Annotated in this window: 7 protein-coding genes and 2 pseudogenes; 2 read left to right on the forward strand and 7 right to left on the reverse strand. The window is 72.0% G+C overall.

Annotated elements, in window-relative coordinates:
* The first annotated feature begins 287 nt into the window (after nt 1–287).
* A complete protein-coding gene (locus tag ABTY04_RS29085) occupies nt 288–1,733 on the forward strand; it encodes a glyceraldehyde-3-phosphate dehydrogenase (protein ID WP_352216375.1) in 1,446 nt (481 codons plus the stop codon).
* Between the two features lie 138 nt (nt 1,734–1,871).
* A pseudogene (locus tag ABTY04_RS29090) lies at nt 1,872–2,435 on the forward strand (DUF7873 family protein); the annotation flags it as partial.
* On the opposite strand, the gene ABTY04_RS29095 reads toward ABTY04_RS29090, so the two are convergent.
* The 7 genes and pseudogenes from ABTY04_RS29095 to ABTY04_RS29125 all read right to left on the reverse strand — a co-directional run bounded on the left by ABTY04_RS29095 (nt 2,350) and on the right by ABTY04_RS29125 (nt 14,322).
* Complete coding sequence (locus ABTY04_RS29095; RefSeq protein WP_352216376.1) at nt 2,350–4,509, reverse strand: SpoIIE family protein phosphatase; 2,160 nt, start codon at nt 4,507–4,509, stop codon at nt 2,350–2,352. The pseudogene ABTY04_RS29090 and the gene ABTY04_RS29095 overlap by 86 nt on opposite strands.
* A gap of 214 nt (nt 4,510–4,723) precedes the next feature.
* The gene (locus tag ABTY04_RS29100; protein WP_352216430.1) at nt 4,724–5,425 is read right to left on the reverse strand and encodes an NPP1 family protein; all 702 of its coding nucleotides are present in this window, start codon (nt 5,423–5,425) and stop codon (nt 4,724–4,726) included.
* Nucleotides 5,426–5,651: 226 nt separating this feature from the next.
* The gene (locus ABTY04_RS29105) at nt 5,652–6,281 is read right to left on the reverse strand and encodes a sarcosine oxidase subunit gamma (RefSeq protein WP_352216377.1); all 630 of its coding nucleotides are present in this window, start codon (nt 6,279–6,281) and stop codon (nt 5,652–5,654) included.
* Nucleotides 6,274–9,377: pseudogene (locus ABTY04_RS29110) on the reverse strand (sarcosine oxidase subunit delta family protein). The gene ABTY04_RS29105 and the pseudogene ABTY04_RS29110 overlap by 8 nt, the downstream one beginning before the upstream one ends.
* A gap of 11 nt (nt 9,378–9,388) precedes the next feature.
* Nucleotides 9,389–10,621 carry a sarcosine oxidase subunit beta family protein gene (locus ABTY04_RS29115; protein ID WP_352216378.1) on the reverse strand — a complete coding sequence of 411 codons (1,233 nt, stop codon included), beginning with the start codon at nt 10,619–10,621 and terminating at the stop codon, nt 9,389–9,391.
* A complete protein-coding gene (locus ABTY04_RS29120) occupies nt 10,618–13,092 on the reverse strand; it encodes a GcvT family protein (protein ID WP_352216379.1) in 2,475 nt (824 codons plus the stop codon). The genes ABTY04_RS29115 and ABTY04_RS29120 overlap by 4 nt, the downstream gene beginning before the upstream one ends.
* 213 nt (nt 13,093–13,305) lie before the next feature.
* Entirely contained in the window at nt 13,306–14,322 is a 1,017-nt protein-coding gene (locus ABTY04_RS29125) for an ABC transporter substrate-binding protein (protein WP_352216380.1), read from the reverse strand.
* Nucleotides 14,323–14,333: the final 11 nt, after the last annotated feature.

Here is a 14,333-nt window from a genome sequence, read left to right on the forward strand (position 1 = left end):
GGAAGTCGGGCGGATCGCCCGAAGGGGCAGGTCGCGTGATCCTCGCGAATGATCTGAATCAGGACAACTGGCCGACACGCCAAGGTTGTCGCGGTTGCGCCGCAATGCCGCGGTCCGGTGCGCCACCCCGGACCCTCCCCCTCGCCGGTCGCAGCGTCGGATGAGGCGTTCGCAAAGGTGCAAAATGCACAAAATACCCACAAAGGACCACCGCGGCGGTACCCCTTGAGTGGTCAATGTGGTGGGGGGTTACCATGTGAGCGCCGCCTAGCTCGAAAGATAAACCTGTGACTGTCAATGACGACTCGTTCACCAACTGGAAGAACCGCGAGGAGATCGCGGAGTCGATGATCCCGATCATCGGGAAGCTGCACCGGGAGCAGGACGTCACGATCCTGCTTCACAGCCGCTCCTTGGTGAACAAGTCGGTGGTCAGCATCCTGAAGACTCACCGATTCGCCCGGCAGATAGCCGGCGGGGAGCTCTCCGTCACCGAGACGCTGCCGTTCCTGCAGGCCCTCACCACGCTCGACCTGGGTCCGTCCCAGATCGACATCGGCATGCTGGCCACCACCTACAAGGCCGACGACCGTGGTCTCTCGGTGGAGGACTTCACCGCCCAGGCCGTCGCCGGTGCCACGGGTGCCAACAAGATCGAGCGCGGCGCCGGCCGCGACGTCGTCCTGTACGGCTTCGGCCGGATCGGCCGCCTGGTCGCCCGTCTGCTGATCGAGAAGGCCGGCTCCGGCAACGGCCTGCGCCTGCGCGCCATCGTCGTCCGCGGTGGCGGCGACCAGGACCTCGTCAAGCGCGCCTCGCTGCTGCGCCGCGACTCGATCCACGGCCAGTTCAACGGCACGATCACCGTCGACGAGGCGAACAGCACGATCATCGCCAACGGCAACGCCATCAAGGTGATCTACGCCAACGACCCGTCCGAGGTCGACTACACGGCGTACGGCATCAAGGACGCCATCCTCATCGACAACACCGGCAAGTGGCGCGACCGCGAGGGCCTCTCCAAGCACCTGCGCCCCGGTATCGACAAGGTCGTCCTGACCGCCCCGGGCAAGGGCGACGTCCCGAACATCGTCCACGGCGTCAACCACGACACGATCAAGCCGGACGAGCAGATCCTGTCCTGCGCGTCCTGCACCACCAACGCGATCGTCCCGCCGCTGAAGGCCATGGACGACGAGTACGGCGTCCTGCGCGGTCACGTGGAGACCGTCCACTCGTTCACGAACGACCAGAACCTGCTGGACAACTACCACAAGGCCGACCGCCGCGGCCGCAGCGCGCCGCTCAACATGGTCATCACCGAGACCGGTGCCGCCTCCGCCGTCGCCAAGGCGCTGCCGGACCTCAAGGCCCCGATCACCGGCAGCTCGATCCGCGTCCCCGTCCCGGACGTCTCGATCGCCATCCTGAGCCTGCGCCTGGGCCGCGAGACCACCCGCGACGAGGTCCTCGACTACCTCCGCGACGTCTCGCTGAACTCGCCGCTGAAGCGCCAGATCGACTTCACCACCGCCCCCGACGCCGTCTCCATGGACTTCGTCGGCTCGCGCCACGCCTCGATCGTCGACGCCGGCGCCACCAAGGTCGACGGCGACAACGCGATCCTCTACCTCTGGTACGACAACGAGTTCGGCTACTCGTGCCAGGTCATCCGGGTCGTCCAGCACGTCTCCGGTGTCGAGTACCCGACGTACCCGTCCCCCGCGGTCTGATCTCGTCGCACCCACGGCTCGTTCCGCCGCCCACCCCGGGCGGCGGGGCGAGCCGCGTGCGTTGTGGGCCCCGGCCCGGCGCCGCCCGCCACCGCCACCGCCAGGCGCGAAATACTCGGATGTGCGCCGGACTGATGTGTGCTGCGCGCGACGGCGGGGACGCTGACGCGGCTGTTCGACGTGACAGCGACGAAGGACTGGGCGAACCGCACGGCGGCCGCGGACGTCGTGGTCGACGGAACGGTCCTGCTGCCCCAAGTGCCGGTCCCGTACCTGCTGTTCCTTGAGAAGCAGCTCACCGACCTGCACACGTTCGTACGCAAGCTCCCCGTGCTGGACGCGTCGGAGGCGTGGAACCTCGACCCCTCGACGGACGCGTGGAAGACCGACCCGGTCCGCACGATCCGCACCAAGAAGGTGCCGCGCAACCACGTGAAGGCCGAGGCCACCGAGAAGCACCCGGCCCAGGTCGAGGTGTACTACGAGGACGTCCCGGTCGGCTACTGGACGACGGTGAAGTTCTCCGGCGCGCTGTCGGCCCGCCGGGCGACGCCGCCGATGTGCGCAAATGGGTGGCAAACAGGAGCCCGGGAGCTGGATACGCTCCCGGGCTCCGTCACGTTTCCCGCCCCTCCCGGTAGCGCAGCAGGAGAAGGGCGATGTCGTCGGTCCGGGGCGCGCTGCTGCGGGCGTGGTCGATGAGGTCGTCCGCCAGGGTTCCCAGGGGCTGGTTCCCGGAGGCTGCGGTGACGTGGGCTGCGACTTCGGCGATGGCTTCCTCCAGGTCCCGGCCGGGGACCTCGACCAGCCCGTCGGTGTACAGCGCGAGAAGGGTCGCGGGGGTGAACGGGATCTCGACGGCCGTGTACGAGGTGCCGGGTTCGATGCCCAGGAGCAGGCCGGGCGGGAGGCGCAGCATCTCGGCCGGGCCGTCGGCGCGGCGCAGCAGGGGCGGCGGGTGGCCGGCGGTGGCCAGGTGGGCGGTCCGCGCCGCAAGGTCGATGTGGGCGTACAGGCAGCTGGTGAACAGTCCGGGTTCGAGGTCGGTCAGGAGCCGGTTGGTGCGCCCGAGCACCTCCGCCGGTGGTGCGCCGGCGGTGGCGTGGACGGCCGTGCGGACCTGGCCCATGAGGGCGGCGGCGTTCACGTTGTGCCCTTGGACGTCGCCGATGGCGGCCGCGACGGTGGTGTCGTCGATCCGGATGAGGTCGTAGAAGTCTCCGCCGATGTCGAGCCCGTGCGCGGCGGGCAGGTAGCGGGCGGCCACGTCGAGGTCCGGGATGCCGGGCAGGGCGCGGGGCAGCAGGCCGGTCTGCAGGCTGTGGGCGAGCTGGTGGGTGGCGTCGTAGAGGCGGGCGCGGTCCAGGGCCTGGGCGATGAGTCCTGCGATGGAGATCAGGACGGCCCGTTCGCCGGGGGCGAAGGTACGCGTTCGGGCGTAGGACAGGACGAGGGTGCCGATGGGGCGGTTGGACGCGATGAGGGGCAGAAAGGCCCAGGCGGCCATGTTGTCCGCGATCCGGATGGCCGGGTAGGCGGCGCGGAGCTCTTTCGCGTCGCCGAAGAACAGGGGGTTGCCCGTGTGCAGGCCGTGGGTGGTGGCGGTACGGGTGCTGAGGGGGATGCCGTCGTACAGGGCCATGAGCTCGGCCGTGTAGCCGCGGTAGCCGACGATGTGCAGGCGCTGCTCCTCCTCCACCAGGAGGGCCAGGGCCTGGGCTCCGAGTGCGGGGACGAGCTGGTCGGCGGCTTGCTCGACCACGTCCCGCATGTGGGCGGCCTCGGTGAGGGTGGCCGCCAGGTGCATGAGCTGGTAGAGGGCCGTGGCACGGCTGGGCGCCGGCTCGGCCGAAGGGGGAGGCGGGGCGGCGGGCGGCGGGGCGGACAGGTCGGCGGCCGCCGTGATGCGGACGCTGATCCCGGTGTCGTCCGGGTAGAGGTCGAAGCGCACGCGCCGGCCGGCCGGTGGCGCGGCGGTGAAGCTCCGGGGCACCCGGCTGATCACTGCGGCCCGGTAGTGGTCCTCGATGGCGGGGGTGTCCATCCAGGGGAGGGCTTCCCAGGGCAGGGCTCCGAGCAGCCGGGAGACGGGTGCGGCGAGCAGCTCGGCCGCCTCGGGGGTGATGAAGGTGATCGTGCCGTTCAGATCGAGTGCGCAGTTGCCTCCGGACAGCCGGCGGACGAAGGCCATGACGGCGGCCGCCTCGGCCGGTCCCGGGGTGGGAGGCGGGAGCGGCCGCAGGATGACCGGGTGCGCCGGGGGACGGATCGGGCGGCCTGCGTCGGCGGCCTGTCGCAGGATGTCCGCGAGACGGCCGCAGAACTCTTCCACCGCCCGACGTTCCGGGGCGCTCAGGTGGGGCTCGTGGGAGCCGGGCCACAGGAGCACGATCCCGGCCCTCGTGGATCCGGTCCGGTCGGAGGCCTCGGCGGCGATCGGGGCGGCCGCGAGGGCGAAATCGTACGGCAGGACGAGGCCGAGGCGCGGGTAGCGGCGGGCCGACTCCTCCCGGTCGCCCAGCCAGACGAGCCGGCGCTCACGCACCGCGTCGGCGACCGGGATGGGGTCGTCCAGACCGACCCGGGACCAGGGCAGGGCGAACTCGCGGGACACCCCGGTGACCATGGCCAGGCGCAGGACGCGCCGGGTGGGGTCGGGCAGGTAGAGCATGCCGATGGACGCCCCCGTGTCACCGCGGCCCTGGCGCAGCGCCTCCCCCAGTGCCCGCTGGTCGGCCCGCTCGGCCTCCTGGTCACGCCCCGGAAGGTTTCCCACCCGACCATGTTCCCTCCACACCCGCCCGCACGTCTGCACCCGCCCGCCCGGCGAGCCCGGGTCGCTGCCGTCGCGCACCGCACGGTGAGCCGGGTCCTGCGCCCGCAGGCCGTCGCCGAACCGTGGCTCCGGGGTGTCCCTGTGAGCCTGCTGTCGCATACCCGAGCGGCGCCGCCGGACCGGTTCGGCGACGGCGGCGCTCGGTGCGGGCACGTTACGCGTAGGGGTCGAAGGGGATCGGGGGCTTGGCGGCGTTCAGGGCGTCACGGAAGCGGCCATCGGTGATCTTGATGGTGGCGGAGCCGAAGTCGGCGGTCATGAGCTTGTCGCGCAGGCCGGCCGGATAGCCGTTCCAGCCGACGAGGCGGGGGTAGAACCAGTTCCCCGTGTGGTTCTCGGCGGGCTCGTCGTTGCCGTTGGCGAGGCGGTAGAAGTGCGTCGAGGCACCGTCCTTGTGGTAGACGACCTTGGCGTGCGTCCCGTCGAAACGGACCTGCGAGCGGGGGTACCACTTCCAGCCGCTGTGCTGCGAAGTCGACACGTACTGGACCTGGTTGTCCTTGATCCAGACCACGACGTGCTCGAAATCGTGGCGGTGTCCGATGGCCAAGGGGCCGATCGTGGCCTGGTCCTTCTCGAAGTAGCCGGCGTACATGACGGCGCACCAGCCGTTGTTGCACTTCTCGCGGGAGTACGTGTTGGAGTTCTGGAGCTGCGCGAGGTCCCGGCAGTGGCCGTTGACCGCTCCGCCGGGCTTGAGCCCGGGGTTGAGGGCGCCGCTGCTGCTGATCGCGGCAGTGGCGTAGCAGCCGTCCCCGTCGTAGTCGAAGGCGGGTGAGAAGGTCTGTTCGAGGCCGTCCGCGTTCTGCGGCAGGGCCGGTATCACGCTCGCGACGGCGACGGCCGGAAGGGTCATCACGAGCGCCGCGGCGCCGAGGCCGGCGGTGGTCAGTGTCCGGCGGAGTCCGGCTGCCCACCGCCCGGGGCGGGAGGAGCTTTCCGGCTCTTCGTCCGTGTCGTTCGTCGTGCTCGTCGTGCTCGTCGGCGACAGCAGGCTGCGCACATCATCTCCTTGACGTGTGGATCCGGGCACCGTCGCGCTCCCCTGCGGCGCGAACGGTGTCACGCTAGCCCGTCGGCGTTCAACCCCGGTCCGGGTCGGGTGAATTGCGGATGTACTCCGATGCGGCGTCGAGCAGCCACTCGGCGAGGTAGCCGGCGAACGAGGACCGCACCAGGACCCGGAATCCGGGACGGGGTCCGTCGCGGCGGACCAGCACCACCTGGGCCCGGGCCAGCGTGGTCTGGGCGCAGTGCCCGGCGCCGAAGGAGCGGGGATGCAGGTCGAGGGAGCAGCCGTGCGCGAGGAGTTCGGCGGCCCGGGTCCCGCCGACGAGGAGGGTGGTGCGCTGCGCCGAGACGTCGACGACGGCGGCGTGCGCGTCTCCCACGGCCTCGCGCAGCCGGGCTTCGAGGTCCGTCCGGGTGCCGGGCGGTCCCACGACGAGCCATTCGTCCGGGCCCAGCCACAGTGCCGTGAACTCCCCGCCGCGCGCGACCGTGTTGGGCACCAGGGGCAGGGGGAGGCCGAGTGCGAGTCCGACGGCGTCCGCGGCCGGGCCCTTGGGGTCGAGCCGGACGTCGACCTGGGCGAGGAAGGGGAGTTCCGCCAGCCGCAGGGCGGCGCCCGAGGCGCGGGTGGCGGCGGCGAACCGTTCGGCGTACCGCGACAGGGGGCTCAGCCCGTCGCGGCGGGCGGCGGTGTCAGCCATCGCGGCGTGCCCCCTCGGGGTCGTGGAGGACGGGACCGGTGACGGTGACCGGGACGAGACCGCCGCCCACGGGTGCGTAGAGGCGCTCGCCGATGCGGTCCCGGCCGCCCTTGACCAGGGCGAGCGCGAAGGTCCGGCCGAGCGCCGCGCTGCGGTAGCTGGAGGTGACGTGTCCGAGCATCGGCACGGGTGGTTCGGGCAGCGGGGCGGCGGCGACCAGCTGGGTGCCTTCGGGCAGCAGGATGCCGGGGTCGTCCGGCAGCAGTCCGACCAGGTGCTTGCGGTCGGGCCGGGCGGTGTCGGTCCGGGTGTGCGAGCGTTTGCCGATGAAGTCGGGCTTCTTCCGGGACACCACCCAGCCCAGGCCGAGGTCCTGCGGGGTCACGGTGCCGTCGGTGTCCTGGCCGACGATCGGATAGCCCTTCTCGGCGCGCAGGACGTGCATGGTCTCGGTGCCGTACGGGGTGATGCCGAGGGGGCGGCCCTCCTCGCACAGCGCCTCCCAGAGCTCGGGGGCCTGCCACGGCAGTACGTTGATCTCGTACGCCAGCTCGCCGGAGAAGCTGATCCGGCAGACTCGGGCCGGGATCTGGGCGACGGGCGTGTCCCGCCAGGCCATGAACGGGAAGTCGGCGGCCTCGACGGCGAGTCGGGGGGCGAGGGCGCGCAGGACGTCCCGGGAGCGCGGCCCGACGAGGGCCACGGTGGCCCACTGCTCGGTGACCGACGTGCAGTGCACGCGCAGTTCGGGCCACTCCGTCTGGAGCCACTCCTCCATCCAGTCCAGGACGGCCGCGGCGTTGCCGGTCGTGGTGGTGACGAGGAAGCGGTCGTCGGCGAGGCGGACGGCGGTGCCGTCGTCGAAGACCATCCCGTCCGCCCGGCACATGACGCCGTAGCGGATCATGCCGACCTTCAGGGTGCTCATCAGGTTGGTGTAGAGCCGGTCCAGGAAGGTCCCGGCGTCCGGCCCCTGTACGTCGATCTTGCCGAGGGTGGAGGCGTCCATGAGGGCCACGCCCTCGCGGGCGGCGCGGCATTCGCGCAGCACCGCCGCCGTCTTGTCCTCGCCGGCCCGGGGGTAGTACCAGGGCCGTTTCCACTGGCCGACGTTCTCGAACACGGCCCCGTGCGTGATGTGCAGGTCGTGCAGTGCGGTCACGCGTACGGGGTCGTGCAGCGGGCCGCGGTCGCGGCCGGCGAGCGCGGCGAAGGAGACCGGGGCGTACGGGGCGCGGAAGGTCGTCGTGCCCAGCTCACCGATGTCGACACCCAGCAGGTGGGCGACGACTCCGGCGGCGAGCACGCCGGAGGTCTTGCCCTGGTCGTTCGCGGTGCCCGCCGTGGTGTACCGCTTGAGGTGCTCCGCCGAGCGCAGGCCGGCGCCCGTCGCGCGGGCGAGGTCGTCGACGGTGACGTCGCGCTGGAGGTCGACGAAGCAGCGGGCGGTGTCCGCCCCGGGGACCAGCCACAGGTGCCGGGCGGGTGTGCGGGGCCGTTCGGCGACGGGTGGGAGCGGGAGCGCGTCGTGGGCGGCGAAGCCCTCGGCCGCGAGTGCCCGGGATCCTGCTGCCCGGCCGTCGGCCAGGCAGCGGGAGAGGTCGAACTCACCGCGTGCGGAGCCTGCGGCCTCCACCGCCCGGCGGCGGCCGTCCGGTACGAACGTCCCGAGCTCCGGGTCGTGGCGCAGGCGCCCGCCGGCCTGGCTGAACAGGTGGACGACCGGGTTCCAGCCGCCGGAGACGAGCAGGAGGTCGGCAGCGATCTCGCGGACGGCGGGGCCTTCCCCGAGAGCGGAGGCGGTCACCGAGCAGACCCGGGGTGCGCCGTCGGTGCCCGTCACCGCATGCGCGGCGAGCACTTCGATGCCGGCCTGTGCGGCCCGGACCGCCCACTCCCCCGGCTCGGAGCGCGCGTCGGCGATCGCGGCGATGTCCACGCCCGCCGCGGCCAGGTCCAGTGCGGCCTCGTACCCGCTGTCGTTCGTGGTGGCCACGACCGCGCGGCGGCCCGGGACGACGCCGAACCGGTGGAGGTACGTACGGGCGGCCCCGGCGAGCATCACGCCGGGGCGGTCGTTGTCGGCGAACACGAGCGGGCGTTCGTGGGCCCCGGTCGCGAGCACGACCCGGCGCGCCCGGATCCGCCACACCCGCTCGCGCGAGACGTGGGCGGGGGCCTGCGCGCCGAGGTGGAGGGTGCGGCGCTCCACGGCCAGCACGTGGTTGTCGTCGTAGTGGCCGAAGACGGTGGTCCGGCGCAGTACGCGGACCTCGGGCGCCGCGTCGAGCTCCGCTCCCGCCGCGGCGACCCAGTGCGGCAGCTCGCCCGTGCCGAGCAGGCTGCCGCCCGGTTCGGGCAGGTCGTCGGCGAGGATCACCCGCGCCCCGCTGCGGGCGGCCGCCGTCGCCGCGCCGAGGCCGGCCGGGCCCGCGCCGACGACCAGGAGGTCGCAGTGGGCGTGCACGGCGTCGTAGCGGGCGGGGTCGGGTGCGGTGGCGAGCCGGCCCTGCCCGGGCAGGCTGCTCGCGACGAGCCCGTCGTACAGCTCGATGGTGGTGGCGGGCAGCATCGGTTCGGGGAACGGCGCCTCGATCTGTACGACGGCGTTCGGCTCCTCGACTCCGGCGGTGAGGATCCCGCGCGGGCGGCCGAGTCTGACACTGGTGGCGGCCTGGTGGACGCCGTGTGCGAGCAGGGCCGAGGCGAGGGTGTCACCCCGGTAGCCCTGGTACTCGATGCCGTCGAAGCGGAAGCGGAGCGGCTGGTCACGTCGGATGCGGCCGCGGTCGGGCAGCCGGAAGGGGTGCGTCGCGGTCATGAGGTCACCGGTCCCGGCTCGCCGGTCCGGTAGACGGCGAGGATCTCGTTGGTCGCCGTGTCCCGGACGGCGTTGAACCAGCGGCGGCAGCCGTCCGCATGGCTCCACCGCTCGGCGAAGGGCCCTTTGGGGTTGTCGCGGAAGAAGAGGTAGCGGGCCCACGCCCCGTCGCTCAGGGCCGCGGGGTCCGCGGGGTACGGCACGTGTGCCTGGCCGCCGTAGTGGAACTCGGCCTCGTCGCGGGGTCCGCACCAGGGGCAGGGGATGAGCAGCATCGTCTCGCTCCTCAGTGGGCGACCGCGGCCGCGCCGTGCTCGTCGACGAGCGCGCCGGTGGTGAAGCGTTCGAGGGTGAAGGGGGCGCCCAGCGGGTGGGGGGCGTCATGGGCGATGGTGTGCGCGAAGGCCCAGCCGACTCCCGGTGTGGCCTTGAAACCACCGGTTCCCCAACCGCAGTTGAGGTAGAGGTGCTCCACGGGGGTGAGTCCGGTGATCGGTGAGGCGTCGGGGCTGACGTCGACGATGCCGCCCCAGGTGCGCAGGACGTGCGCACGGGCGAAGACGGGGAAGAGTTCGAGGGCGGCCGCCATCTGGCGTTCGACGATGTGGAACGCGCCGCGCTGCGTGTACGCGTTGTACGCGTCGATGCCGGCGCCCATGACCAGCTCGCCCTTGTGGGCCTGGCTGACGTACACGTGCACCGCGTTGGACATCACGACGGTGGGGTGCACCGGCTCCAGCAGCTCGGAGACCAGCGCCTGCAGCGGGTGGCTCTGCAGGGGCACCTCGAAGCCGGCCATCGCGGCCAGTACGGAGGTGTGGCCCGCCGCGCAGAGGGCGACGCGGCCCGCGGCGATCGGGCCGAGCGAGGTCTGCACCCCGGTGACCCGGCCGCCGTGTACGTCGATGCCGGTGACCTCGCAGTTCTGGATGAGGTCGATGCCGGCGGCGTCGGCCGCGCGGGCGAGGCCCCAGGCGACGTGGTCGTGCTTGGCGATGCCCGCCCGCGGCTGGTACGTGGCTCCCATGACCGGATACCGCACGTCCGGCGAGGTGTCGACGATCGGGCAGACCTCCTCGACCTGCGCGGGGTCGAGCCATTCGGCGTCCACGCCGTTCAGCCGGTTGGCCTCGACGCGGCGCACGCCGTCCCGGACGTCCTGGAGGGTGTGGGCCAGGTTCAGCACGCCGCGCTGGGAGAACAGGAGGGGGTAGTCGAGGTCCTCCTCCAGTCCCTCCCACAGCTTCAGGGCGTGCTCGTAGATCCCGGCGCTCTCGTCCCAGAGGTAGTTGGAGCGGATGATGGTGGTGTTGCGGGCCATGTTGCCGCCGGCGAGCCAGCCGCGTTCGAGGACGGCGACGTCGGTGATGCCGTGGTTCTTCGCCAGGTAGTGGGCGGTGGCGAGGCCGTGTCCGCCGCCCCCGACGATCACCACGTCGTAGCTGCGCCGGGGCTCGGGCGTGCGCCACAGCCACGCGGGGTGCCCGGGCAGGCCGGCGCCCGGGGTCCGGGGGCTCATCGGGCGTCTCCCGGCAGGCCGCGCAGGCGCCGCATCCGCGGGTCGAAGAGCGGTTCCCCGGCGACGACGGCGGCGATGCGCCGGTCGAAGTAGCCGATGTCCAGGGGGCGGCCCGGGGTGGCGAGCTCGGCGGGCAGCCAGGCGTAGGCGATGCCCTTGCCGATCGTGTGGCCGTACGCCGCGCTGGTGACGTGGCCGACGGGCCGGTCCCCGTCGTACACGGGCTCCTTGCCCATGACCACGGCGGCCGGGGCGTCGATGGTCAGGCAGGTGAGGCGGCGCCGTACGTCGGCGGCGCGCCGCTCCAGTGCGGCCCGGCCGATGAAATCGCCCTTGCCGGGCTTCACGGCGAAGCCGAGGCCCGCCTCGTACGGGTCGTGCTCGTGGCTCATGTCGGTGCCGAAGGCCCGGTATCCCTTCTCCAGGCGCAGGCTGTTGAAGGCGCCTCGGCCGGCTGCGATGCCGCCGTACGGCTGCGCGGCCTCCCAGAGGGTGTCCCAGAGTTTCAGCCCCATGTCGGCGGTCGTGTACAGCTCCCAGCCGAGCTCTCCGACGTAGCTCAGGCGCAGGGCGGTGACGGGGACGGCTCCGATGTGGGCGCTGCGGGCCCGGAAGTAGCGCAGGCCCTCGTCGGAGAAGTCGGCGTCGGCGAGCGGTTGGAGCACCTCGCGCGCCTTCGGGCCCCACAGGCCGATGCAGCAGGTGCCCGCGGTGATGTCCCGGACCGCGGCCGATCCGTCCTCCGGGAGGTGGCGGGTGAGCCAGTCGAGGTCGGCGTTGCCGTTGGCCCCGATCTGGAAGCGGTGCCGGGCGAGCCGCGCCACCGTGATGTCGCTGCGGATGCCGCCGTCCTCGTCGAGCATCAGCGTGTACGTCACGGAGCCTACGGGCTTGTCCACGTCGGAGGTGGTCAGGCGCTGGAGGAAGGCCGCGGCGCCGCGGCCGGTGACCTCCAGCCGCTTCAGGGCCGACATGTCGTACAGGGCGACGCCCTCGCGCGTGGCCAGGGCCTCGGCGCCGACGATCGGCGACCACATCCGGGCGGCCCAGTCGTCGGGGACCGGGATGTCCCACCGGTCCAGGAGGGGCTCGTTGGCGGCGTACCACTGGGGCCGTTCCCAGCCGGATGCCTCCAGGAAGAAGGCGCCGAGCTCGCGTTCGCGGATGTGGAACGGGCTGGTGCGCAGCGGCCGCGGGGCACCGGCGGGTTCGAGCGGGTGGAGGATGTCGTAGACCTCGACGAAGTTCCGGGAGCTGCGCGCGCGTACGTACGCGGGGGCGAGCTGGTGCGGCTCGAAGCGGTTGACGTCGCACGCGTGCAGGTCGAAGGACGAGCAGTGGCCGTCGACGAGCCATTCGGCCATGGCACGGCCGACGCCGGCGGAGTGGGTGACCCAGACGGCCTCGGCGACCCAGAAGCCCCTGACGTCGGGTGACTCGCCGAGCAGGGGCATCCCGTCGGTGGTGAAGGAGAACAGCCCGTTGATGCCCTCCTCGACCTTGGTGTCGCGGGTGGCGGGCAGCAGGGACCGGGTCTCGGTCCAGGCGTCGGCGAAGTCGTCTGCCGTGAACCGCAGCACGGACGGCATCTCGGGGGCGGAGGCGAGGGGGGCTATGTCGTCGGCGGAGACCGGCATCGGGCGGTGGCCGTAGAAGCCGATGCCGAGCTGGTCGAAGCGCTCGCGGTAGTAGAGGTCGGCGTCCTGGTGGCGCAGGATGGGGCGGACCGCCTCCTCGGCCTGTCCGGCGAGTGCGGGGACGGGGCCGGTCCATGCCAGCTGGTGGGCGAGGGGGGTCAGCGGCAGGCTCATCCCGGCCATGCGGGCGACCTTGGGGCCCCAGATGCCGGCGCAGCACACGACGATGTCGGCGGGGATCTCGCCGCGGTCCGTGACCACGGCGGTGACACGGTCGGCGCCGGTGGCGGCGTCGGCCTCGGTACGGATGTCGAGCACCTCGTGGCGGTCGAGGACCCGTACGCCCCGCTCCCGCGCGGCCCGGACCTGCGCCTCCACGGCGAGCACCGCCTTGGCCAGGCCGTCGGTGGGGACCAGCAGTCCGCCGAGCACCCGGTCCCGGTTCACCAGGGGGTGCAGCGCCACGCATTCGTCCGGGCCCACGAGCCGGCCCTCGACACCCCAGGAGGTGAGCCAGCCCTGCCGGCGCCGCAGGTCGGTGAGGCGCTCCGGCGTGGTCGCCAGTTCGAGTCCGCCGACCTGGAGGAAGCACGGCTGCCCGTCGACGTCGAGGGAGCAGAGCTTCTCGACCGTGTAGCGGGCCAGTTCGGTCATGGTCTTCGAGGGGTTCGCCTGGAACACGAGGCCCGGGGCGTGGGAGGAGGAGCCGCCGGTGGCGGGGAGCGGGCCCTGGTCGACGACGGTGATCCCGGTCCATCCGCGGGCGGACAGTTCGTCCGCCAGTGCCGCGCCCACGACCCCCGCTCCGATGATGACCACGCGCGGTCCCGCCATCTCCGCCCCTCCGATTCGCAAGAAGTCGAGTCGAGTTGCCGTCAGCGCAACGTGGTGCAGGTTGCGCAACTCACACTGCCGGTCGCCCCGGGCGGTGTCAAGAGGATCGATTGCGACGCAACTCCCCTGCGCAAAGGGCGGGAACAGCCCTGCCCGGCAGGCTGCCGAAGCAGCCCGCCGGGCAGGGTGCGGTACGGGGGAACGGGGGCCGGATCAGCTCTTCTTCGCAAGCCAGGCATCGACTTTCACCCGGTTGGCCTCCACCCACTTCCCGGCGGCGTCCTCCGGCGACATCTTGTCCTGCGCGATGTACTTCGCCACGAGGTTCTGGTCCTCGTTCGACCAGCTGAAGTTCTTCACCAACTGGTAGGCGGGGCTGCCGGAATCGGCGAACTTCCTGCTGACGACCTTGTCCAGCGCGTACACGGGGTAGTCGCAGGCGACCTTCTCCGGATCGTCGTCGCAGCCCGCCGTGTACGGCGGCAGCTCCACCTTCACGGGCTTCAGCTCGTTGAAGAGCCACTGCGGTTCGTAGAAGTAGCCGATGAGGGGCGTCTTCTTGGCCTCGGCCTGGCGGAACGCCTGGATGAGCGCGGCCTCGCTCCCCGAGTACACCACCTTGAAGTCGAGGTTCAGGTTCTTCACCAGGGCGCCGTCGTTGGTGACGAACGACGGGTCCCCGTCCAGCAGCTGCCCCTTGTCCCCGGACTCGGAGGTCTTGAGCTGGTCCGCGTACTTGTTGAGGTTCTGCCACGTGGTGATGTCCGGGTACTTCTGCGCCATCCACGGCGGAACGTACCAGCCGATGACCCCCTTGTTGCCCGTCTCCCCGGCCGCGACGGCGGTCTTCTGCTGCTCGATGTACTTCTTCTTCAGGTCGGGGTGGCCCCAGTTCTCGACGATCGCGTCGACCTCGCCCGTGCCGAACCCCTGCCAGGCGACCTCTTCCTTGAGGTCCTTCTTGGTCACCTCGCAGCCGAGGTCCTTCTTCGCGACGTACGCGATGACCGCCGCGTTGGCCTCGTACCCGACCCACGGGTTGACGGCAAGGTTGAAGGAGCCGCACTTCCCTGCGCCGCCGCTCCCGCCCGAGGGCCCGGCGCCCGCCTCCCCCACCTTCGCCCCGCTGCACCCGCCGAGCACGAGGACCAGCGCCGACAGGCCGGCCAAGGCGGCCGGCCGGGCCGGGCGCCGCCGCGGGACCCGTCCTTTGTTGCGGATTCCTGCCATGTGTCCTGTCC

The sequence above is a fragment of the Streptomyces sp. NPDC097981 genome, assembly GCF_040302565.1.
GTDB lineage: Bacteria > Actinomycetota > Actinomycetes > Streptomycetales > Streptomycetaceae > Streptomyces.